We start from the raw sequence: 22,892 nt of genomic DNA, 5'->3' as shown, positions 1-22,892 counted from the left end.
AGCGCAAGTCTCGAGCGCTGTTCGCGCGGCCCTCCAGGGGCCGCGCTCGAGCGCGCCAGCGCTCCAAAAACACAGCCAGCACTTCCCGGGGCGCAAGCGCTCGAGCGTTCTTGTCGGTGGGTCCACCTAGCATTGATTCCTGGGGGTTCATGTCCGGCGAGCGGATGACGATGGAGAAGGGATTCACCAGGTGGCGGAACGCCTCACTGTGCGCGGAGCTCGGGAACACAACCTGAAGGGTGTGGACCTCGATCTGCCGCGTGACAGCCTGATCGTGTTCACCGGTCTGTCCGGTTCGGGTAAGTCGAGTCTGGCGTTCGACACGATCTTCGCCGAGGGACAGCGCCGGTATGTCGAGTCGCTGTCGGCGTACGCGCGCCAGTTCCTCGGGCAGATGGACAAGCCGGATGTGGACTTCATCGAGGGCCTCTCGCCCGCGGTGTCGATCGACCAGAAGTCGACCAACCGCAACCCGCGTTCGACGGTCGGCACGATCACCGAGGTCTACGACTACCTGCGCCTGCTGTATGCCCGCGCAGGCACGCCGCACTGCCCGGTCTGTGGCGAGCTGATCGCCAAGCAGAGCCCGCAGCAGATCGTCGACCAGGTGCTGGTCATGGACGAGGGCCTGAAGTTCCAGGTGCTCGCGCCGGTGGTGCGTACCCGCAAGGGCGAGTTCGTCGATCTGTTCGACCAGCTCAAGACCCAGGGTTACTCGCGTGTGCGGGTGGACGGTGTGGTGTATCCGCTCACCGATCCGCCCAAGCTCAAGAAGCAGGAGAAGCACGACGTCGAGGTGGTCGTCGACCGCCTGTCGGTGAAGGCCGCGTCCAAGCAGCGCCTCACCGACTCGATCGAGACCGCGTTGCGGCTGGCCGACGGCATCGTCGTGCTCGATTTCGTCGACCGCGACGAACACGCGCACGATCGCGAACGCCGTTTCTCCGAGCGTCTGGCCTGCCCGAACGGCCACCCACTCGATATCGAGGATCTCGAACCGCGCTCGTTCTCCTTCAACTCGCCCTACGGCGCCTGCCCCGATTGCACCGGTCTCGGTATCCGCAAGGAGGTCGACCCCGAACTGGTCGTCCCCGATCCGGATCTGAGCCTGGCCGAGGGCGCGATCGCGCCGTGGTCGCGTGGTCAGACGGCCGAATACTTCAACCGTCTGCTGTCGGGTCTGGCCGAGGCCATCGGCTTCTCCATGGGCACCCCCTGGCGTGAACTCCCGGCGAAGGCACGCAAGGCGGTCCTCGAGGGCAGCTCCGACCAGGTGCACGTCTCCTACACCAACCGCTACGGACGCAAACGCTCCTATTACGCCGATTTCGAAGGCGTGATGCCGTTCCTGCAGCGGCGCATGGACAACACCGAGTCCGAGCAGATGAAGGAGCACTACGACGGGTACATGCGCGATGTGCCGTGCCCGGTGTGCAACGGTGCCCGCCTGCGCCCGGAGATCCTGGCCGTCACGCTGGCCGCCGACGGCAAGAACAGGTCGATCGCCGAGGTCAGCGATCTGTCGATCGGGGAGTGCGCGCACTTCCTCAACTCGCTGACGCTGGGGGAGCGCGAGACCGCGATCGCCGGCCAGGTGCTCAAGGAGATCCAGGCCCGCCTGGGCTTCCTGCTCGACGTGGGCTTGGAGTACCTCACGCTCTCGCGCGCGGCGGCGACGCTGTCGGGCGGCGAGGCGCAGCGCATCCGGCTGGCCACCCAGATCGGTTCCGGCCTGGTCGGCGTGCTCTACGTGCTCGACGAACCGTCGATCGGCCTGCATCAGCGTGACAACCGCAGGCTCATCGAAACCCTGCTGCGGCTCAAGAAGCTGGGCAACACCCTGATCGTCGTCGAACACGACGAGGACACCATCCGCGCCTCGGACTGGGTGGTCGACATCGGTCCGCTCGCGGGTGAGCACGGCGGACGCGTGGTGCATTCGGGTCCCTACCAGGAACTGCTCACCGAGCCCGAATCCCTCACCGGCGCTTATCTTTCCGGCCGCGAGCAGATCGAGCTGCCGCTGGTGCGCCGCGCGGTGGACAAGAAGCGCAAGCTCACCGTCGTCGGTGCCACCGAGCACAATCTGCAGGGCATCGATGTGGCGTTCCCGCTCGGTGTGCTCACCTCCGTCACCGGCGTCTCCGGTTCCGGCAAGTCGACGCTGGTCAACGACATCCTGGCCACCACGCTGGCGAACAAGCTCAACGGCGCGCGGCAGGTGCCCGGCAGGCACACCAGGATCAACGGTGTCGACCAGCTCGACAAGCTGGTGCAGGTCGACCAGTCGCCGATCGGGCGCACCCCGCGCTCGAACCCGGCCACCTACACCGGTGTCTTCGACAAGATCCGCACCCTGTTCGCCTCGACCACCGAGGCCAAGGTGCGCGGTTATCAGCCGGGCCGGTTCTCCTTCAACGTCAAGGGCGGCCGGTGCGAGGCGTGCTCGGGTGACGGCACGCTCAAGATCGAGATGAACTTCCTGCCGGACGTGTACGTCCCGTGCGAGGTGTGCCACGGCGCCCGCTACAACCGCGAGACCCTCGAGGTGCACTACAAGGGCAAGACCATCGCCGAGGTCCTCGACATGCCGATCGACGAGGCCGCCGAGTTCTTCGAACCGGTCACCTCGATCCACCGGTACCTCAAGACCCTCGTCGAGGTCGGTCTCGGGTACGTGCGCCTCGGCCAGAGTGCCCCGACTCTGTCCGGCGGTGAGGCCCAGCGCGTGAAACTGGCCGCCGAGCTGCAGAAACGCTCGACCGGTCGCACGGTGTACATCCTCGACGAGCCGACCACCGGTCTGCACTTCGAGGACATCCGCAAGCTGCTCAAGGTCATCAACGGCCTGGTCGACAAGGGCAACACGGTGATCGTCATCGAGCACAACCTCGATGTCATCAAGACCTCCGACTGGGTCATCGACATGGGCCCGGAAGGCGGTTCCGGCGGCGGCACGGTGGTCGCCACGGGCACTCCCGAGGAAGTGGCCCAGGTCGCCGACAGCTACACCGGCCAGTTCCTGAAGGAAGTCCTCGCGGCACCGGCTCCGAAGAAGCCCGCGGCGAAGAAGAAGGCCGCACCGGCGGCGAAGAAGGCACCCGCCGAGACGGCGACGGCCAAGCGGTTGGCCAGGAAAGCGGCCGCATTGCGCTGACCGGCAGGTGCGTCGGGGCGGAACGGGTTACCGTTCCGCCCGGGACTTCCCGAAAACGCTACGAAGTGAAACGGCCATAGGTAACATTCGCCTCGCCGTCGCCGGAAGACCGGTCAGTAGCGGTTTGTCGATCGACATCCAGTGGTGTCACGCGCGGCGTGGGCAGCGCGGTCGCGGATGTCGTGCAGTACGAAAGGAACGTCCCCATGGATGAAGCCACGATGGCGCTCATCGGCCAGATTCTGAATTTCCTCAGTGGCGGGTCCTCGCTGGCCTACGAGCCCACGACGCCGACGCCGACTGCCTGACCCGGCAGCCCCGAAAGGATCACCAGCAATGGATACCGGAAGCGCGGCCATCTTCACCGCCCTCGCCAACATGATCTCCTCCGGCTCGGCCGTCTCGGTCACCCCCGGTCAGCCGCCGACTCCGACCCCTACGGTCTGAGCGGCGCTCACGACGTAAAAGGATCCGCCGGCACGCAGGTGCCGGCGGATCTTCGCGTTTCGGGGCTCAGTGCACCGGGCCGGTGTACTTCTCGCCCGGGCCCGCGCCCGGGGCGTCCGGCACCGACGACGCCTCACGGAAGGCGCGCTGCAACGCCTGCAGGCCCTCGCGGATCGGCCCGGCGTGCGGCCCGAGGTACTCCACCGACGAGGTGACCAGGCCGGCCAGCGCGGTGATGACCCGGCGCGCCTCGTCGAGGTCGACATTGGCGCCGGTGTTCGGGTTCTCCTCGGCAAGGCCGAGCTTCTCCGCCGCCGAACTCATCAACATCACGGCGGCCCGGCTGATCACCTCGACCGCGGGAATGTCGGCCAGGTCGCGCACGGGAGGATCGAGCTCGTCAGTCATGGGGATCAGGCTATCGCCAGCCCCGTGCGGGCCACCGCCGCCGGGCCGATTCGGCGATAGCGGAATGCGATGCTAGACTTTCCGCTGACGACCGCCCCTGGTCGTGTCATGCACTTCCTGGGGCAGATAAGTGGAGCCCGACTCCCACCGTTGCCGGCGAGCAATCGTACTGGACAAACGGTCCCGGTCACCCGCTCGTTGTGGCGGGTTCCTCGCGTGTTGTTCGCGCGAGGGTCGACACTGTGCCCTCGGGCGTGGTGTCCGATGATCGGTCGACTCGGGCCCCGTCGCGGAGAAATACCGCAACGGGGCTTTCGCGTTGAATCAGGGGTTGCAGTTATTGCGTGCGGTCGTTAAGACGACACCGCTTGACCTAGGAGGCCCCATCAGCACTGAGACCCGCATCAACGATCGCATCCGAGTTCCCGAGGTTCGACTCATCGGACCCGGCGGCGAACAGGTTGGGATCGTGCGTGTTGAAGATGCACTTCGCGTCGCGCTCGAAGCCGATCTCGACCTGGTCGAGGTGGCACCCGATGCCCGTCCGCCGGTCTGCAAGATCATGGACTACGGCAAGTTCAAGTACGAGACCGCGCAGAAAGCGCGCGAGTCCCGCAAGAACCAGGTCCAGACCGTGATCAAGGAGCAGAAGCTCCGCCCGAAGATCGACGACCACGACTACGAGACCAAGAAGCGCAACGTCGTTCGCTTCCTCGAAGCCGGGTCGAAGGTCAAGGTCACGATCATGTTCCGCGGTCGTGAGCAGTCGCGCCCCGAACTCGGCTTCCGGCTGCTGCAGCGGCTGGCCTCCGACGTCGCCGAACTCGGCTTCGTCGAGACCTCGGCCAAGCAGGACGGCCGCAACATGACCATGGTCCTCGCCCCCCACAAGGGCGCGAAGACGCGGGTGAAGGCGCAGCAGGACTCGGCACCGGCCCCGCGTCCGGCCGAGCCGACCGCCCCGGCACCGGCTCAGCCGACCGCTCCGGCCGCCGCCGAGCAGGCCGCGCCCGCGGAGCAGGCGCAGGCCGACCCGCAGTAACACCGATTTCACCGACTAGATAGAGGAATCCATGCCGAAGAACAAGACCCACAGCGGCGCCAAGAAGCGATTCAAGGTGACCGGCCGGGGCAAGCTGCTTCGCGAGCAGGCGAACCGTCGCCACCTCCTGGAGCACAAGTCCTCCCGCCGGACTCGTCGTCTGGAAGGCACGGAGTCCGTTGCCGACGTCGACGCCCCCCGCGTGAAGCGGCTGCTCGGTCTCGCCTGATCCAGGCAGACCGTCGCACCCCGACGACTGCGCGGCCGGGATGACCGGACGCCGACAACTACCGAATTCGGGCGCCGCCGCGCCCCCCAGATGATCAAGGACTGAAAAGTGGCACGCGTCAAAAGGGCTGTCAACGCTCAGAAGAAGCGCCGTTCCATCCTCGAGGCCTCCAAGGGCTACCGGGGCCAGCGTTCGCGCCTGTACCGCAAGGCCAAGGAACAGCAGCTCCACTCGCTGACCTACGCCTACCGCGACCGCAAGGCGCGCAAGGGTGACTTCCGCAAGCTGTGGATCGCTCGTATCAACGCCGCCGCGCGTCTGAACGACATCACCTACAACCGCTTCATCCAGGGCCTCAAGGCCGCTGGTGTCGAGGTGGACCGCAAGATCCTCGCCGAGCTCGCCGTCTCCGACGCCGAGGCCTTCGCCGGTCTCGTCGCTGTCGCCAAGGCCGCGCTGCCCGCCGACGTCAACGCCCCGGCCTCGGCTGCCTGAGCTTGACGACGCACAACGATCTGTCGGAACGACCCGTGGACGCGCTCTCCGAGCGCAACCCGCGGGTCGTTTCGGCTGTCAAGCTCCAGCGCGCCGCGCACCGCCGCAAGACCGGCCTGTTCCTGGCCGAAGGCGCCAATGCCGTCACCGCCGCGCTGGAGACCGGCCGGGTGCGTGAGCTGTTCTACTCGCTCGCCGCGGCCAAGCGCGATGTCGCGCTGATCGCCGGTGCCGACGCCGACGGTGTGCGCACCACGCTGGTGAGCGATCGCGCCGCCGAGCACCTTGGCGAAACCGTCACCGCGCCGGGCCTGGTCGCCGTCTGCGAGCAGCTCGACGTGCCGCTCGGCCAGATCCTCGACGGTGCGCCACGCATGCTCGCGGTGCCCGTGGAGATCGCCGAACCCGGCAACGCGGGCACCCTCATCCGGGTTGCCGACGCCGTCGGTGCCGATGGTGTCGTGCTCGCCGGTGACGCGGTCGATCCGCACAACGGCAAATGCGTCCGCGCCAGCGCGGGCAGCCTGTTCCACGTCCCGATCGCGCGCAGCCGCAGTATCGACGCCACCCTCGACGCGCTGTCCTCGGCCGGAATCACGCTGCTGGCGACCACCGCTCACGGTGAGGTCGACCTCGACGACGCCGACGACATCCTCACCGGGCCGGTCGCCTGGCTCTTCGGCAACGAGGCCCACGGCCTCGACCCCGCCGTCGCCGCCCGCGCCGACCACCGCATCCGCATCCCCATCCACGGCCGCGCCGAAAGCCTGAATCTGGCTGCGGCAGCGGCGATCTGCCTCTACGCCAACGCCCGCGTCCAGCACGCGAAGTAGCCGCGGCCCCGGGATCGACGCCGCTGACGAACCGCTCGTCGGGGACTCAGAGTTCCAAGCCGCACTGGAGGTCGTCGAGAACGGCGGTCGACCAGGGCAGTTCGATGGCGTCGGGGCCCGCCACCTGCATCGCGGTCATGATGGTGAGCAGCATGCCGGTGCCGAGGAAGCGGCGGGCGTGCAGCGTGTCGGCGCCGGTGCGGTCGACGATCAGCTGATAGATGCGGCCGAAGTGCTCGCGCACATGGTCACCGATCTCGGGGTCGGCGCTGGCGGCGATGCCGTGCAGCAGGACCAGCGGTAGCTGGCGTTCGGCGAGGAACACGTCGTAGTTCGTGCCGAGGCTGCGCAGCGCTTCGGCGGTGTCGGCATCCGGCGCGATCTCGGCGCTGCGGAACACCGCCTCGATGCGAGCGCACACCTGCTGCAACACCGCCACGAACAACTGCTGTTTGGTGCCGAACAGCCGGATCACATACGGCTGGGAGACCCCCGCACGGCGGGCGATCTCGTCGGTCTTCGTCGCGTTGTATCCGGCTTCGGCGAAGGCGTCGACGGCGGCGGCGAGGACCTGGGCGCTGCGCTCGGCCGCGGTCATCCGGGTTCTCGTCGTCTCGCTCATGCCTTCCCCTCTGGTCGGTGCGCGGATTCCTCTTGACATGTTATCAGTCGATGCATAACCATTGGACTCAAGTTATCAGTGGATTACAACAAGGGTGGACCATGACACAGACGCTCGATCCCGGTGACGCCGTCCTCGCCGACGCGCCGTCACCCGGCGGCGCGAAAGCCAAGCCCCTCGGTGCGGTAATCGCCGCCGTCGGCATTCCGATGTTCATGGTCACGTTGGACAACCTCGTGGTGACCAATGCCCTGCCGGTGATCAAAACCGAACTGGGAGCATCGCTTTCGGACCTGCAATGGTTCGTCAACGCCTACACGCTGTCGTTCGCGGCGCTGCTGCTCACCGCCTCGGCGCTCGGCGATCGCCTCGGCCGCCGCCGGATGTTCCTGGCGGGAATCGCGGTGTTCGTCGTCGCGTCGGCGGCCTGCGCGCTGGCCACCGAGCCGTGGATGCTGATTTTCGCCCGTGCGATTCAGGGCGCAGGTGGCGCCGCGGTGATGCCGTTGTCGCTGACACTGCTCGCCGCGGCCGTGCCCGAGCGGATGCGCAGCGCCGCGATCGGGATCTGGGGCGGTCTGGCCGGGCTCGGTGTCGCGGTCGGCCCGGTGGTCGGCGGTGCCGTGGTCGAGGGCCTGAACTGGCAGTGGATCTTCTGGCTCAACGTGCCCGTCGGCCTGCTCGCGCTGCCCTTCGCCGCCCGGATGCTGAGCGAATCACGCGGTGCCGCACGCAAACTCGACCTGGCCGGCCTCGTCCTTTCCGCCGCTGGCGTGCTCGCACTGGTGTGGGGCGTGATCCACGGCGCCGAGGACGGCTGGACCGCTGCGCAGGTGCTCACCGCCCTGGTCGGTGGTCTCGCGCTGTTGGTCGCGTTCGTCGCCTGGGAGCACCGCACCGCCGAACCGATGCTGCCGCTGCGCATGTTCGCCAACCGCGGTCTGAGCCTGAGCTACCTCGTGTCGTTCGGGTTCTCCGCCGGTGTGTTCGGTGCCATCTTCCTGCTCGCGCAGTTCTTCCAGGTGGTGCAGGGGTACTCGCCGCTGGAGTCCGGAATCCGCACGATGCCGTGGACGATGGTTCCGATGGTCGTCGCCCCGCTGGCCGGACTCGTCGTCGACCGGGTCGGCCCGCGCGTCCTCATCGCCACCGGCCAGGTCTGCCTTGCCGTGTCCCTGGCCTGGATGGCGCTGATCACGAGCACGGACGTCCCCTACATCTCCTTCGTCGCGCCCTTCGTCCTCGGCGGCATCGGCATGGGCCTCACCTTCGCCCCGTCGTCCACCATCGTCATGGCCAGCGCCTCACCCGCCGACCAGGGCATGGCCTCGGGCATCAACAGCACCGTCCGCGAGGTCGGCGTCGCCATGGGCATCGCGGTCCTCGCCTCGGTCTTCGCCACCGCCGGCTCCTACACCGACCCCCAGTCCTACGTCGACGGCCTGATCCCCGCGGTCTGGGTAGGCGCCGCCCTGGTCGCCGCCGCCGCGATCATCGCCGCCTTCCTGCCCCGGCACACCAGAGCTATCGCCTGACTCACGCGGGTACCCGGGCTGGCGGCGCGCACGAAAAGTCCGGCGATTCGGACTGGGCGATCAGCAGGCCGCCCAGTCCGGGACCCACACGTCGTCGGTGTCCTCCGGTTCGGAGGCTCGCAGGTAGTCGCGCAGGCCGGTCAGCACCGGATGCTCGTGATCAGAGCGCGTGAGCAGTATGTGTGGGTATATCGGCGTCGGCTCGCGCAGCGGGATGCGTCGCAGGTCGTAGTTCGCGGGCCACAAGTACCGGTCGCCGCTGCCGACCAGGGTAGCGAGCGAGGCCGAGTCCGCCAGGGCGTCCATGATTGCCTCGTCGCCGAAGTGCGGACCGAGTGCGTCGATGCTCGGCCCGAAGGTCTGCGACAGCGACCGGTAGTACCGCTCCCACTCCGTCCCCGGTCTGATGCCGGGGATCCAGATGCGATGACCGGCAAGGTCGGTGAGCCTGACGTGGTTCTCGCCCGCGAACGGGTGGGCGGGTCCGACCAGCAGTTGCAATGGCACGTCCAGAAGCCGTTCGGCTCTGATGCCGACGGGTACCTGGTCGCCCGGCAGAGCGCGGAAGGAAGCGTCGAGACTGCCGTCGAGCACGGCCCGGGCCGCGTGGGCGGCGTTCGCGTCGCTGAGCGTGACCGTGTCCAAGACGATACCGGGGCGGGATCGGTAGTAGCGGTAGACGGCCTGGGCCGGAGCGATGCGCCGGTTGAGGACATCCACCCGCAGGGGTCGGCTGCCGGGGCGCACAGCCTGCTCTGCCTGCTCGAGTGCCACCATCACCTTCTTGGCGTAGGGGAGGAGGGCCTGCCCGTCCAGGCTCAACCGCGAACCACGGGAGCTGCGCACCAGCAGTGCGACCCCGAGGCTTTTCTCCAAACCCGCAATCCGCTTGGAGACTCCTTGCTGGCTGATCCTGAGCTCGTCGGCCGCTGCCTGGAACTGTCCGGCCTCGGCGACGGCCACAAAGGTGCGCAGCGCTTCGATGTCCATGTCACCACCCTAGGAACAACCAACAGTTGTGTCGGGATCGGATTGGTTGTTTGATCCGGCCTTCGGCAGGTGCTGGTATCAGGGTCATGTCTACCCGCACAGCGCAGATCATGTACGTCCAAACGCCCGAGTTCACGCGTTATACGGAAAGGATCGCACAGGTAACCGATGCGACCTCTCGACTGAACGTCCTTCCGTTCGGAGACACCGCCGGTCGGGCGCAACTACTCGCGGTTGTTTTCGGCCGCCCCCTGCCGGAATCGGTGACGATTTATCCGCCCTTTTTCACCGAGTACGGGCTCGGCACGAGGTTCGGAACGAACGTCTTCGTCAACCAAGGCTGCACCTTCATGGACAACGGCGGCATCAGCATCGGCGACAACGTCATGATCGCTCCGAAGGTATGCCTCATCACCGGTGGACATCCACTCCCGCCGGCCGAGCGACGTGAGTACGTCACCAGCGCTCCCATCGTGATCGAGGACGACGTCTGGATCGGCGCGTCCGCCGTGATCACTCAGGGCGTGACCATCGGTGCGGGCTCCGTCGTGGCCGCCGGTGCGGTCGTCACCCGAGACGTGCCTGCCCGCACACTGGTCGCGGGCGTGCCCGCACGGGTGATCAAGAGCATCGAGTGATGCGTCCTCGCCCCGGCGCCTCCGGTTCGAGTCCGCGATCAGGGTCCGAGGCCCCATCCGCCCTAGTCCTGGTCGGGTGGGGTTTCGGGCTGGTGGGATTGTGTGTTTCCCTCGGGGCAGGGACCGGTCGCGCGGGGGAATGGGCGGGGGCGGGAAGGGCGGATGCCGAGGCCGCACAGTGCCAGTCCGCTGCCCGGGGCGGTGCGTCGCATGCGCCTGCCCCGGGGTGGGGTGGAGTCGCAGGTCTGTTCAGCCATCGAGTCGTCCTGTCTCGCGTCGAACACGGCGGATGTGTTTGAACGGTTGGACGGAACTCGGGGCGATTCGGTTCCCTCGAATTTCGGTTCCGTGGTGATCTTGGTGAGAACCCTCCGAAAACCGGTCTGACCTGGACTTGTCAGTCCTGATTGCGACTCCACGCAGGCCCCCGCGGTGTCCCCCGGTAATCCGGATGAACCGAGCGAACCCCATCCCATAGGATTTATGCAGCACCGATACGGGTAGGCAATGACGCACCCGTGAACCGATCCCCAGGGGAGAGTCGAACAATCGTGGCCGACGACAACAGTGGAGTCGAGCAGGGCGCAGGCCCGTTGGGCGCCGAACTGACCGAGGAGGCACTCGCGGCAGCGGCGGCGGAGGCCGAGAAGGCGTTCGCCGCGGCGGCCGATCTGGACGCGCTCGCGGTCGCCAAGACCGACTACATCGGCGGCAAGTCGCCGATCGCGCTGGCGCAGCGTGAGCTGGGTCGTCTGCCCAAGGAAGAGAAGGCCGACGCGGGCAAGCGGGTCAATATCGCGCGCAAGCGGGTCTCCGACGCCTTCGAGGCGCGCCGCGCGGCGCTGCTGGAAGAGCGCGATCAGGCCGTGCTGGTGGCCGAGAAGATCGACGTCACCCTGCCCGCTCGTCGCCGTCCGGCCGGTGCCCGGCATCCCATCACGGTCATCTCCGAGCAGATCGCCGACGTGTTCGTCGGCATGGGCTGGGAGGTCGCCGAGGGCCCCGAGGTCGAGACCGAGCACTTCAACTTCGACGCGCTGAACTTCCTGCCCGACCACCCGGCGCGCACCATGCAGGACACCTTCCACATCGCCCCCGAGGGGTCGCGCCAGGTGCTGCGCACCCACACCTCCCCGGTGCAGGTGCGTTCGATGCTGGAACGTGAGCTGCCGATCTACGTCGTGTGCCCGGGTCGCACCTTCCGCACCGACGAACTCGACGCCACCCACACCCCGGTGTTCTCCCAGGTGGAGGGTCTGGCCATCGACAAGGGCCTGACCATGGCCCACCTGCGTGGCACGCTCGACGCCTTCGCGCGCGCCCTGTTCGGCCCCGACACCCGAACCCGCATGCGCCCCAACTACTTCCCCTTCACCGAGCCCTCGGCCGAGGTCGACGTGTGGTTCCCGGACAAGAAGGGCGGCGCGGGCTGGGTCGAGTGGGGCGGCTGCGGCATGGTCAACCCGAAGGTCCTCATCGCCAGCGGCATCGATCCCGAGGTGTATTCCGGATTCGCGTTCGGCATGGGCATGGAGCGAACCCTGCAGTTCCGCAACGGGATTCCCGACATGCGCGACATCGTCGAGGGTGACGTGCGGTTCACCCTGCCCTTCGGTATCCGGTCGTAGAGAGAGAGCGAAAACGTGCGAGTAGCACAGTCCTGGCTGACCGAGATCCTGCAGCGCACCACCCCCGAGTGGTCGGTGTCGGCCGAGGAACTCGACGCGGGCTTCGTCCGGGTCGGCCTCGAGGTCGAAGAGGTCGACAAGCTCACCCCGATCGGCGGTGACATCGACAAGCCGCTGGTCGTCGGACGCGTCGCCGAGATCACCGAACTCACCGAGTTCAAGAAGCCGATCCGCTTCTGCAAGGTCGATGTCGGCAACCCGGAGTTGCAGGAAATCGTCTGTGGCGCCCGCAATTTCGCGGTCGGCGACCTCGTCGTCGTCGTGCTGCCCGGTGGTGAGCTGCCCGGTGGGTTCAAGATCTCCTCCCGCAAGACCTACGGCCACACCTCCAACGGCATGATCTGTTCGGTCGCCGAGCTCGGCATCGGCAAGGATCACGACGGCATCCTGGTGCTCGAGCCGGGTTCGGCGCAGCCCGGTGACGACGCCAACGTACTGCTCGGCACCGACGACACGATCATCGAACTCAACATCACCCCGGACCGGGGCTACTGCTTCTCGGTCCGCGGTCTGGCCCGCGAGCTGGCGTGCGGTTTCGATCTCGAATACGCCGACCCCGCCGTGCGCACGCTGCCCGACGGCGAGTCCGAGGCCTGGCCGGTGCGGCTGGAAGCCGATTCCGAATGCACCCGCTTCGGGGTCCGGCGCGTCACCGGGGTGAACCCGAACGCGGTGAGCCCGCTGTGGTTGCAGCGCAGGCTGATGCTGGCAGGCATGCGCCCGATCTCCCCGGCCGTCGACGTCACCAACTACGTGATGCTCGAACTGGGGCAGCCGCTGCACGCCTTCGATGCCGCGAAACTGAACGGCGGCTTGGTCGTTCGCTCCGCGCACAAGGGCGAGACCCTGCGCACCCTCGACGACACCGAGCGCACCCTCGATGCCGAGGACGTGGTGATCGCCGACGATTCCGGTGTCATCTCGCTGGCCGGTGTGATGGGTGGGGCGAGCACCGAGGTCGGCGCCGACACCACCGACGTGATCCTCGAGGCCGCCACCTGGAACCCGTTGCGCGTCTACCGGACCGCGCGCAGGCACAAGCTGTCGTCGGAGGCGGCCAAGCGCTACGAGCGGGTCGTCGATCCCGAGATCAATATCGTCGCCCTCGATCGCGCCGCCACCCTGCTCGCCGAAATCACCGGTGGCACCATCGAATCCACGCTCACCGACATCCGGGTGCCGCTGGAAGCGGCGGCGCCGATCGCGATGGACATCGACCTGCCCGACCGCGTCGCGGGCGTCACCTACCCGGCGGGCACCGCCGTGCGCAGGCTGGCCCAGATCGGTGCGCACGTCGATATCGAGGTCAACGACGCGGGCAAGACCCAGCTGCTGGTGACTCCGCCGAGCTGGCGTCCCGATCTGTCCCAGCCCGCCGACCTGGTCGAAGAGGTGCTGCGGCTGGAGGGGCTGGAGCAGATCCCGTCGGTGCTGCCGTCGGCGCCCGCCGGTCGCGGTCTGACCGCGCAGCAGAAGCGTCGACGTGCGGTGAGCCGGGCGCTGGCGTTCGCCGGTGCCGTCGAAGTACCCGCGCCGGTATTCCTGCCGGGTGGCGTGTTCGACGTGTGGGGGCTGGATGCCGACGATCCGCGCCGCAACACCACGCGCGTGCTGAACCCGCTCGACGCCGAGCGTCCGGAACTGGCGACAACGCTGCTGCCCGGTCTGCTGGAAGTGGCCGCCCGCAATATCTCTCGCGGCGCACGCGACCTCACGATCTACGGCATCGCCCAGGTGGTCCTGCCCGGCGAGCAGACCCGTGCGGTCGAGGCGCTGCCGGTGGATCGCCGGCCGACCGACGAGCAGATCGCCGAGCTGAACGCCTCACTGCCCGCCCAGCCGGTGCACGTCGCGGCGGTGCTCAGCGGTAAGCGTGATCCGCGCGGACCGTGGGGGCCGGGTCGTCCGGCCGAGGCCGCCGACGCGTTCGCCCTGGTCGACGAGGTGGCCGACGCCGCAGGTGTGGTGATCGAGCGCCGCGCCGCCGCCTACCTGCCGTGGCATCCCGGCCGCTGCGCCGAACTGCTGGTGGACGGCGTGGTCGTCGGCCACGCGGGCGAACTGCACCCCGCCGTGCTGGAACGCGCCGGTCTTCCCCCGCGCACCTGCGCGCTGGAACTCGACCTCGACGCGCTTCCCCTGGTCGAATCTCGCCCTGCCCCAACGGTTTCGGCATTCCCCGCCGTGCTGCAGGACGTGTCGATCAGCGTCGAGAAGGCCGTCCCCGCCGCCCAGGTGGAGACTGCCCTGCGCACCGGCGGTGGTGACCTGCTCGAAGACATCGCCCTGTTCGACGTCTACGAGGGCACGCAGGCAGGTGAGGGCCGCAAGTCCCTCACCTACGCCCTGCGCTTCCGCGCTCCCGACCGCACCCTCACCGAGGACGAGGCGAGCGCGGCGCGCGATGCCGCCGTCGCCTCGGCCACTGCAGCGGTCGGCGCCGAACTGCGCGCCTGAGATTCCAGCTGAAGCTGAGGCCGTCCGGTATCCGGGCGGCCTCAGTCGGCTTCGGGCAGCGTCAACCCTCTGACAGATCGTCGCGTTGGCCCGGCCCTGGGCGGGGCTGTGCGCGCGGCGACGGTCGCACGGCGCGACTGCTGGCCGTCGCAGCAGCCGGACCCGGGTGGTTCAGGATCGCAGCGCCTCGGTTCCCGTCAAGGGCGGGTAGTGTTCACCGCCCATCTCTTCCGCTGCGCCGATATAGGTGGTGAGGGCGTCGCGGGAGCGGGCGAGTGCGGCCATCTGTTCCTCGATGCGCGTGAGTCGTGACCGCATCGCCCCGATCAATTCCGGGCAGCCCGGCAGGTCCGGTACCTCGCCATGGGCGCACGGCAGGAGGTAGGCGATGTCGGCCGAGGAGAGGCCCGCGGCGAGCAGGTGCCTGATCTGGGTCACCCGCAGGACTGCGCTCTCGTCGTAATCGCGATAACTGTTCGAGCGGCGGTTCGCCTCGAGCAGCCCCTGGGCCTCGTAGTAGCGCAGCTGGTGCGTGTGCACGCCGGTTCGTCTGCTCAATTCGCCGATCCGCACGACATCCTCACTTGACCTTCACACCGGTATCAACGTTGACGATGGTGCCATGACCGAAACAACCACTCCCGTCACCGTTCTCGGCCTGGGCCTGATGGGCCGGGCACTCGCCCGTGCCTTCCTCTCCGCCGGGCACCCGACCATCGTCTGGAACCGCACCCCTTCCGCCGCCGACGAGCTGATCGCCGGCGGCGCCCGGCACGCCGACACCGTCGCCGACGCCGTGCACGCCGGCCGGGTGATCGTGGTCTGCCTGACCGACTACCCGGCCGTCTACGCGGTGCTCGAGCAGGCCGACCTGGCCGGAACCATCGTCGTCAACCTCACCTCCGGCGACTCCGCCCAGGCCAGGGCGGCGGCCCGCTGGGCCGAGCAGCGTGGCGCCCGGTATCTCGACGGCGCGATCATGGCCGTTCCGCCGGTGATCGGGACCGCCGACGCAGTCCTCCTGCACAGCGGCGCGCAGGCCGACTTCGATGCGGCCGCGCCGGTACTCGCGGCACTGGGCACCGTCACCCATCTCGGCGCCGATCACGGTCTGGCCGCCCTCTACGACGGCGCCGGGCTGGCCATGATGTGGAGCGTGCTCAACGCCTGGTTGCAGGGCACCGCGATGCTGCGGACCGCCGGTGTCGACGCACGCACCTACGCGCCGTTCGCCGCGCAGATCGCCACCGGCGTGGCCACCTGGCTGCCCGGATACGCCGAACAGGTCGACAACGGCGCCTATCCCGCCGAGGTCGCGGCCCTGTCGACCGATGCCGCGTCGATGACACACCTCGTCGAGGAGTGTGAAGCGCTCGGGGTGAACGCGGAGCTGCCGAAACTGTTGAAGGCGATGGCCGAAAGGGCGATCGCCGCCGGTCACGGGGCCGAGCAGTACCCGGTGCTCATCACCGAGTTCGCCAAGCCGTAGCCGGATCGGTGGTGGGCCGATGGCGGGGCGGGATAGGTTGGCAGCGTGTCGATGATGAAAGGCGCCAATGTCGTGGTGCCCGCCGCCGAGGTCCGGGTCGAAGTGAGTTGGCAGGCGGGGCCGGGGGTGCCCGACGCGGACGCGTCCGCCCTGCTGCTCGCCGGGGCGAAGGTGCGCTCCGACGACGACTTCGTGTTCTACAACCAGGCGGTGCACCCCTCCGGGGCGGTGCGCCACGCCGGGAAACACCAGGGCCCGACGGTTGTCGACACCCTGTCGGTGCGGTTGGCGCAGGTGGAACCACAGATCGAGAAGATCGTGCTGGCCGCCTCCGCCGACGGCGGCACCTTCGGCCAGTTCCGCGACCTCTGCATCCGGGTGCTCGACGCGGCGACCGGTGGGGAGGTCGCCCGATTCGACAGCACCGGCGCCACCACCGAGACCGCGTTCGTCCTCGGCGAGTTGTACCGCCGTCAGGGTGCGTGGAAGTTCCGCGCGGTGGGCCAGGGGTACGACACCGGACTGGCCGGGCTCGCAACAGATTTCGGCATCACCGTCGACGATGCCCCGGTAGACCAGCCCTTCACTCCGCCCCCGAGCCGGCCGACTCCCGCTGCTCAACCGCAGCAGCCGGCACCGCCACCGACCCAGCCCTACGCGCCGCCGCAGGGTCAACCGCATCCGGGCGCTCGATTCCCCTCGCCTGCAACGCCATCCGGGCAAGCTCCGGTGAACCTCGCGAAAGTCTCCCTCACCAAGGAATCCCCGAGCGTCTCGCTCACCAAGCACGGCGCCACCGGCGGTGTGATGCGGGTGAATCTCAATTGGACGTCGATGGCCGCCACCGGCCGCATCTTCGGCAAACTGCGCGGCAAGAACATCGATCTCGACCTGTGCTGTTTCTTCGAATTGGTCAACGGCGCGATCGGGTCCGTCCGGGCGCTGGATCGGCGTTTCGGCGCGCTCTACGAACCGCCGTTCATCCACCTCGACCAGGACGACCGCACCGGCGCGAGCATCACCGGTGAGAACCTGTCGATCAATCTCGACTACACCCGGTTCTTCCGCCGCATCCTCGTGTTCGCCTCGATCTACGACGGGGCAAGCGATTTCCGCAACGTCCACGCCACCGTCACCCTGCACCCGGTGAATTCGGCGCCGATCGAGATGACACTCGACGGGTGCACCGACAACTCCCGCGACGCCGTGCTCGCGGTGCTGGAGAACGTCAACGGTGAACTCGTGGTGCGCCGCGAGGGTGTCTTCGTCCGGCCACCGGCCGGGCAGCCGGGTGGCGGCGTGATGGAGATCGCGCGACTCTACAACTGGGACTTCGGTTTTCAAGCGGGACGCGGTAAGTGATGCGGCATCCGGCGACCAGGGTGCTCAACGCACTGGTCTACCACCCCGAGCGGCACCTCGCGCAGACACCGGCCGCGCTCGGCCTGGACTACCGCGATCTGCACATGCGCACCGCGGACGGTATCGATCTGCACGGCTGGTTCGTGCGGGCCGAACGCCCGCGCGCCCACATCCTCTACGCCCACGGCAACGCCGGGACCATCGGTGACCGGGTGTCGATCATCGCGCTGCTGGTCGCCGCCGGTTTCGACGTGCTCGCCTTCGATTACCGAGGTTTCGGGCACAGCAGCGGCGCCCCCGGTGAGCACGGCACCTACCTGGACGCGCGTGCGGCGCGCACCGCCCTGCTCGAGCAGCCGGAGGTCGACCCCGCACGGGTCGTCTACCTGGGCAAATCGCTCGGTGGTGGGGTGTTGCTCGAGCTGGCGGGCGAGCACCCGCCCGCGGGCATGGTCCTGATGTCGACCTTCAGCGGTATGCGTGACGCCGCCCGCTCGGTCTATCCGTTCCTGCCCGCACCGCTGGTTCCCGACGCCTACCCGAACCTGCGCCGCATTTCCGCGCTGCGGGTGCCGGTGTTGATGATGCACGGCGAACACGACGAACTGCTGCCGCTGCGCCATGCCGAACGCCTGTATGCGGCCGCGAACGAGCCCAAGCAGTTGATCGTGGTTCCCGGTGCGGGCCACAACGATGTCATCGACACGCTCGGACCGCGCTGGCCACAGCTCATCGCGCAGTGGAGTGAGTTCCTCGACAGGTGAGCGCGGCTGCGTAGCCTGGCGGTATGAGCGAAACGAGCGAGATCCTCGGCCGGCTGGCCGCGCTGCCCGACGCCGAGCTGGTATCGCTGCTGCGCGCGGCGGTGGCGGGCAGGCCGGGGCTCGGCGCCGTCGCCGCCGCGCTGGCTCAGGTGGAGGCCGGTCATGCCGAGGTCGGCCCGCCTGTGATGCTCGACACCGAGGCCGAGATCGTCGACGCGGAGCCGGTGGCATCCGAGCAGGTCGGAGATGGTCATGCGGTACCGCCGGTACCGTTGGGGGGTTCCGGGCCCGCCGCGAACGCTGTGACCGGCGGATATTCCACTTCTGGAGTGCCGACATTCGACGCGGTTCGCGATAAGGTCGAGCAGCGTTTCGGCACCGCCCAGGGCATGGGTGAACTCGACCGGCAGACCCCGGCGGGCCGCAGCGCCGACGAACAATGGGAGGCGCGGGGCAAGGCCGCGCGCGAGCGTCTGGATCAGATCCGGAAGGCGATGCGGGACAACGATTCCGGCGCCTAGCCTCGCGTCCTCCCAACCGAGCGACAACCGTGATTGGGTGGACATACATGACGCAGGCGCGCCAGATCGCCGAACGACTGCTCGACGCGCAGGTCGACTACCTGCTCGGCGAGGTGACCGGTGAACGGTTCGCCGAGGTGATCGCCCGCGACGTGGCGGCCGTACTCGCCGTCGGCGACACCATCCGCTTCGGTGATGTGGTCTCCCTGGCCGACGGCGAGGAGACGGTGGCACGGGTCTTCGACCGCATCGGCGGTTCGCCGGTCATCGCCGACACGGTCGGGGTGTTCTCCGACGCCATCTACGACCACATCGCCACCAACACCGACTACACCCTCGGCGATGTCGTCGACCGTGAACCGGTGGAAGCGCTGCTGGAGAAGATCTTCGGTATGCACCAGGCCCAGGAACGCATTCTGGACCGGCTCACCGAGAGCCCGCTCGTGGCGACCGTCGCGTCGCGTTTCGTCGACAAGCTGATCGGCGACTTCATGCAGGCCAATCGGGAACGCGCCGAGAAGATCCCGGGCGTGTCCTCGCTGATGTCGCTCGGCCAGTCCGCGGCCAACCGCGCCAAGAAGGTCGCCGCCGACAGCACCTTCGTCGGTGACCTCGCCGGCAAGGGCGCGCTGTTCGCGCTCAAGCGCACCAACAACGCCATCCGCGACATGCTGCGCGACGCCCCCGTGCACTCGGCGGCGATGGAATTCTGGGACCTGCACGCCGACGAACCGGTGGCGGGCCTGCGCGAATACCTCACCCAGAAGGACCTCAACGAACTGGTCCAGATCTGCTACGAAATCGCGGTCACCACCAGGGAGAAGGAATACTTCGGCCTGCTGGTCCGCGAATGCGTGGAGGTGTTCTACACCCGCTATGCCGACCACACCCTGTCCTCGATGCTTCCCGAACTCGGGCTGAACGCCGACGACATCAGCACCGAAATCCTGCGCTACGGGCCTGCCGTCATCGAAGCGGCCAAGCGCAATGGCGTCCTCGCCCAACTCCTGCGCGAACGCCTCGAACCCTTCTACTACTCCGATCAGGTCCTCGGTATTCTCGCCGGGGAATGAGTGCCGATCCGCCGCTCGAAGCGGGCCGGAGGGCGAAGATTCCTTCCAACCACATGCGGGTTTCCGTGTCCTGGCGAGGGTCGACTCGGGTGAGGACACCGCTGCCACCTCGATCTCGGTTCAGCGGGGTGCCGTCCTGATCGTGGTCGACCACTACCGGCACCGGGCGCGTCCGAAGCTCACGCAGAAGGATGTGGCCGCGGCGGCGTTGCGGAAATTTCGGCGAATTGCCCGAATTATCGCAGTGGACCGTTATCGTTCGTATCCGGTTCACCGCAAGTCTTCTCGGCTTTATGGCTCGGGAAGTGTGGGTGGCGTCACAGCGGAAACTGTGCGGAACAAGTCGGACATCGAACGAATCCGTCACCGAATTACGGTGGGAGCGGTGAGCTTTCCGACACAGAGAGCCCCGTTGATTTCCGGCATGTTGAGATCAATGCACGAATCCCGTTCTTACGCCGTCCCGGATTGACCGCGCCCCCGGCGCAGTGCAAGTTGACACCTGACTTTCGGTGGGCCGCCGCGAAATACCGCGTGTGGTGTTTCAGAGGAGCAGGTGGTGCGTTCACATTCCCGTCGGCGGGCCGCGGGTGGCGGGCTGATCCGGCCGCGCACCATTTCCGGGCAGCTCGCCCGGATTCTCGCGGTGTCGCTGGTGCTGGTGCTCGTGCTGCTCGGGGTGACGATGTCGACCCAGATCACCGCGTTCCGGCGCAGCGGGGAAACCGTGGACGCGGTCGCGGTTGCCCTGGCCGCACAGGATCTGGTGCACCAGGTGCAGCGCGAACGCGGGCTCAGCAACGGTCTGCTCGGCGGTGACGCGCGGCTGGTGCAGGCGGTCGGGGACCAGCGTCCCGCCACCGACGCGGCGCTGCGCACCCTGAGCGCCGCGCTGACCGCCGACCCACCCGGTGCGGGGGAGGTGCGCTCGGCGCTCGGTCATCTCGGCGGTCTGCCCGGCGTCCGGTCGCAGATCGACACCAGGACCGTTTCCCGACAGGCCGCGTTCCAGTTCTATTCCGACAGCATCGACGCGCTCAACCGGCTCGCCCTCGGCCTGGATCAAGCCCGCGACCCCGCCGTGCGCCACGGCCTGCAAGCGCTCTACGCCCTGGGCGACGCCAAGGAGTTCACCGCCCGCGAACGTGGTTTCCTCAACGGCGTTTTCGCGGCGGGGGAGTTCGTGGCGGGGGAGTACGTGCAATTCCTCGACATGCGCGCGGCCCGCACCGCCGCGCTCACCCAGTTCGACCGCGAGGCGACTCCGGCACAGCGCGACCGGCTCGCCGCCGTCATGGGCGGTGAAAGTGCCATGCGGGCAGCGGAATCGGAGAACATCGCGATCGCGTCCACCGCCGGACCGTTGACCGCTCCGGTCGACCCGGCGGTGTGGTGGTCGCAGATGACCGAGGTGATCGACGCACAGCGCACCGTGCAGCAGGCCGTCGGCGACGATGTGCGGGCCCGCGCCGCCGACCTGCGCCGCACCGCGGCCATCGTGCTGGCCGCCTTCGCCCTTGCCGCACTGCTGGCGATCGCCGCCGAGGTCGCGCTGGTGTTCGCGAGTGTCCGGGCCATCGTGCGACCCCTGGCCGCGCTCGCCGCCGAGGCCGACGACGTGGCTTCCACCCGATTGCCCGAGGTGATCGCCGCATGGCGCGGATCCGCCGACACCCGCCCCGACCCACCCGCGCCCGTCCGCACCCCACCGGGTGCGAGTGCCGAGATCGATGCTGTCGCAGGCGCTTTGGACCGGGTGCAGAGCACCGCCTTCGACCTCGCGTCCGAACAGGCGCTGGTGCGGCGCAACACCACCGAGTCGATGGCGAACCTGGCCCGGCGCAACCAGAATCTGGTGCGCAGACAACTCGGCCTCATCAGCGAGTTCGAACGCGAGGAACTCGACCCGAAAACCCTGTCCAACCTGTTCGAACTCGACCACCTCGCCACCCGCATGCGACGCAATGCCGAAAGCCTGCTCGTCCTGGTCGGTGAGGCGAGCCCGCGCCGGTGGGCCGAACCGATCGCGCTCACCGACGTCATCCGGGCGGGGCTCTCAGAGGTCGACGACTACCGGCGGGTGGTGCTGCGTCGCGTCGACGAGGTCGCGATCACCGGTGCGGTGGTCAGCGAGCTCGCGCACGCTCTGGCCGAGCTCATCGAGAACGGCTTGGCGTTCTCCCCACCCGACCTCGAAGTGGAGATCTACGGGCGCAAGGTGGCCGGTGGATATCTGCTCGCAGTCGTCGACCACGGCGTCGGCATGTCCGCCGAACAGCTCGCCGAAGCCAATGCCCGCCTACGCGGCGAGCAGGACTTCATCGTCGCCTCCACCCGCTACCTCGGCCACTACGTCGTCGGCCGCCTCGCCGGCCGTCTCGGTATAGAAGTGGAACTCAACACCTCACCGGTGAGCGGCATCGTCGCCCGGCTGTTGCTGCCATCGAGCCTGATCGCCGACGAAAGTTCCTCCGGGCGACCGGAATCCGGTGGTGCTCGAGTGGGCCGACAGTCCACGGGGAGCCACGACGGCGACGTCAACGGCGCGCCCGCCGATGCGCGGCACAGCCGGGGACAGATGGCGGCGAGCGGAGTCGACCGCGTCCCAGAACCCCCTCGACGCGGTGCCGGCCACAACGCCTCCAACCGACCGACGCCGACGCCGACGCGGAATGGCACGCCGCTGCCGAACTTCGATCAGCAAGATGGCCGACAACTACGAGTCGAGCCGCTGAACGGCCACCACCCGGCTCAGCAGCCCGTCGTTCTTCCCGCCGATCCGCCCGGCGCCGACCAGGGTTCCCCTGTCGTCCCCTCGCCCTACATTCAATTCCTCACCGGCACAGACGCGACCGCCCGGAGCGGTTTGAACCTGTCGCCGGAACCGCGTGGCACTCGGGGCGACGGGGTGGGCGGTGACCTCGACGTTCCTGGTCAGGCGTCGGTCGAACGTACCCGCAACGGCCTGGTGAAGCGCGCCAAACGCACTACACCTTCGGACCGTCCCCGCCGCGAAGCCCCGCTTCACGACCGCCCGCCGGTCGCCGAACGTACTCCGGACCAGACCCGCAGCATGCTCGCCGCGTTCCGTACCGGCCACGAAAGCGGCAGCGGGACAGCCGAAGACGACCCGATCCGCTGA

Annotated in this window: 19 protein-coding genes; 15 read left to right on the top strand and 4 right to left on the bottom strand. The window is 68.2% G+C overall.

Features of this window, described 5'->3' with window-relative positions:
- Window positions 1–190: 190 nt before the first annotated feature.
- Window positions 191–3,157 carry an excinuclease ABC subunit UvrA gene (uvrA, locus tag ACSVDM_RS28375; protein WP_439268831.1) on the top strand — a complete coding sequence of 989 codons (2,967 nt, stop codon included), beginning with the start codon at window positions 191–193 and terminating at the stop codon, window positions 3,155–3,157.
- Window positions 3,158–3,670: 513 nt separating this feature from the next.
- Here uvrA and ACSVDM_RS28370 read toward each other — a convergent pair.
- Window positions 3,671–4,012, bottom strand: coding sequence for a DUF1844 domain-containing protein (locus tag ACSVDM_RS28370; RefSeq protein WP_067498543.1), 342 nt, complete (start codon window positions 4,010–4,012; stop codon window positions 3,671–3,673).
- A 331-nt stretch (window positions 4,013–4,343) separates the two neighbouring features.
- Here ACSVDM_RS28370 and infC point away from each other — a divergent pair, with 331 nt between their 5' ends.
- The 4 genes from infC to ACSVDM_RS28350 all read left to right on the top strand — a co-directional run bounded on the left by infC (window position 4,344) and on the right by ACSVDM_RS28350 (window position 6,611).
- Window positions 4,344–5,054, top strand: a complete 711-nt coding sequence (infC, locus tag ACSVDM_RS28365; RefSeq protein ID WP_174550374.1) for a translation initiation factor IF-3 — start codon at window positions 4,344–4,346, stop codon at window positions 5,052–5,054.
- A gap of 31 nt (window positions 5,055–5,085) precedes the next feature.
- A complete protein-coding gene (gene rpmI / locus ACSVDM_RS28360) occupies window positions 5,086–5,283 on the top strand; it encodes a 50S ribosomal protein L35 (RefSeq protein ID WP_067498539.1) in 198 nt (65 codons plus the stop codon).
- Window positions 5,284–5,391: 108 nt separating this feature from the next.
- Window positions 5,392–5,778 carry a 50S ribosomal protein L20 gene (rplT, locus tag ACSVDM_RS28355; protein ID WP_067498536.1) on the top strand — a complete coding sequence of 129 codons (387 nt, stop codon included), beginning with the start codon at window positions 5,392–5,394 and terminating at the stop codon, window positions 5,776–5,778.
- A gap of 35 nt (window positions 5,779–5,813) precedes the next feature.
- A complete protein-coding gene (locus ACSVDM_RS28350) occupies window positions 5,814–6,611 on the top strand; it encodes a TrmH family RNA methyltransferase (RefSeq protein WP_067644845.1) in 798 nt (265 codons plus the stop codon).
- A 46-nt stretch (window positions 6,612–6,657) separates the two neighbouring features.
- Here the strand turns inward: ACSVDM_RS28350 and ACSVDM_RS28345 are convergent, their stop codons facing one another.
- A complete protein-coding gene (locus tag ACSVDM_RS28345) occupies window positions 6,658–7,233 on the bottom strand; it encodes a TetR/AcrR family transcriptional regulator (protein ID WP_439268830.1) in 576 nt (191 codons plus the stop codon).
- A 101-nt stretch (window positions 7,234–7,334) separates the two neighbouring features.
- On the opposite strand from ACSVDM_RS28345, the gene ACSVDM_RS28340 reads away from it, so the two are divergent.
- Entirely contained in the window at window positions 7,335–8,768 is a 1,434-nt protein-coding gene (locus ACSVDM_RS28340) for an MFS transporter (protein ID WP_439268829.1), read from the top strand.
- A gap of 60 nt (window positions 8,769–8,828) precedes the next feature.
- Here ACSVDM_RS28340 and ACSVDM_RS28335 read toward each other — a convergent pair whose 3' ends face one another.
- Complete coding sequence (locus tag ACSVDM_RS28335; protein WP_439268828.1) at window positions 8,829–9,758, bottom strand: LysR family transcriptional regulator; 930 nt, start codon at window positions 9,756–9,758, stop codon at window positions 8,829–8,831.
- Between the two features lie 110 nt (window positions 9,759–9,868).
- Between ACSVDM_RS28335 and ACSVDM_RS28330 the strand changes: the two genes are divergently transcribed.
- From ACSVDM_RS28330 to pheT, 3 genes are all read left to right on the top strand, one after another.
- Entirely contained in the window at window positions 9,869–10,396 is a 528-nt protein-coding gene (locus tag ACSVDM_RS28330; protein WP_439268827.1) for a sugar O-acetyltransferase, read from the top strand.
- A 551-nt stretch (window positions 10,397–10,947) separates the two neighbouring features.
- The gene (pheS, locus tag ACSVDM_RS28325) at window positions 10,948–12,024 is read left to right on the top strand and encodes a phenylalanine--tRNA ligase subunit alpha (RefSeq protein ID WP_067498526.1); all 1,077 of its coding nucleotides are present in this window, start codon (window positions 10,948–10,950) and stop codon (window positions 12,022–12,024) included.
- 15 nt (window positions 12,025–12,039) lie between these two features.
- Entirely contained in the window at window positions 12,040–14,541 is a 2,502-nt protein-coding gene (pheT, locus tag ACSVDM_RS28320; protein ID WP_439268826.1) for a phenylalanine--tRNA ligase subunit beta, read from the top strand.
- A 171-nt stretch (window positions 14,542–14,712) separates the two neighbouring features.
- Here the strand turns inward: pheT and ACSVDM_RS28315 are convergent, their stop codons facing one another.
- Window positions 14,713–15,099, bottom strand: coding sequence for a MerR family transcriptional regulator (locus ACSVDM_RS28315; RefSeq protein WP_210740878.1), 387 nt, complete (start codon window positions 15,097–15,099; stop codon window positions 14,713–14,715).
- A 64-nt stretch (window positions 15,100–15,163) separates the two neighbouring features.
- Here ACSVDM_RS28315 and ACSVDM_RS28310 point away from each other — a divergent pair, with 64 nt between their 5' ends.
- From ACSVDM_RS28310 to ACSVDM_RS28285, 6 genes are all read left to right on the top strand, one after another.
- On the top strand, window positions 15,164–16,030 hold the full coding sequence (locus ACSVDM_RS28310; RefSeq protein WP_439268825.1) for an NAD(P)-dependent oxidoreductase: 867 nt from the start codon (window positions 15,164–15,166) through the stop codon (window positions 16,028–16,030).
- 51 nt (window positions 16,031–16,081) lie between these two features.
- Window positions 16,082–17,392: a TerD family protein gene (locus tag ACSVDM_RS28305; RefSeq protein ID WP_439268834.1), complete on the top strand. Its 1,311-nt coding sequence runs from the start codon at window positions 16,082–16,084 to the stop codon at window positions 17,390–17,392.
- The gene (locus ACSVDM_RS28300) at window positions 17,392–18,156 is read left to right on the top strand and encodes an alpha/beta hydrolase (protein ID WP_067644549.1); all 765 of its coding nucleotides are present in this window, start codon (window positions 17,392–17,394) and stop codon (window positions 18,154–18,156) included. The genes ACSVDM_RS28305 and ACSVDM_RS28300 overlap by 1 nt, the downstream gene beginning before the upstream one ends.
- A 23-nt stretch (window positions 18,157–18,179) precedes the next feature.
- Complete coding sequence (locus tag ACSVDM_RS28295; protein WP_439268824.1) at window positions 18,180–18,677, top strand: hypothetical protein; 498 nt, start codon at window positions 18,180–18,182, stop codon at window positions 18,675–18,677.
- 47 nt (window positions 18,678–18,724) lie between these two features.
- Window positions 18,725–19,750 carry a hypothetical protein gene (locus ACSVDM_RS28290; protein WP_067644546.1) on the top strand — a complete coding sequence of 342 codons (1,026 nt, stop codon included), beginning with the start codon at window positions 18,725–18,727 and terminating at the stop codon, window positions 19,748–19,750.
- A 559-nt stretch (window positions 19,751–20,309) separates the two neighbouring features.
- Window positions 20,310–22,892, top strand: coding sequence for a sensor histidine kinase (locus ACSVDM_RS28285; protein ID WP_439268823.1), 2,583 nt, complete (start codon window positions 20,310–20,312; stop codon window positions 22,890–22,892).

The organism is Nocardia sp. JW2, assembly GCF_051843015.1.
Taxonomy (GTDB): domain Bacteria; phylum Actinomycetota; class Actinomycetes; order Mycobacteriales; family Mycobacteriaceae; genus Nocardia; species Nocardia coubleae.
Note: the sequence above shows the minus strand (reverse complement) of the source record. Positions and strands in the feature narration are given on the sequence as shown.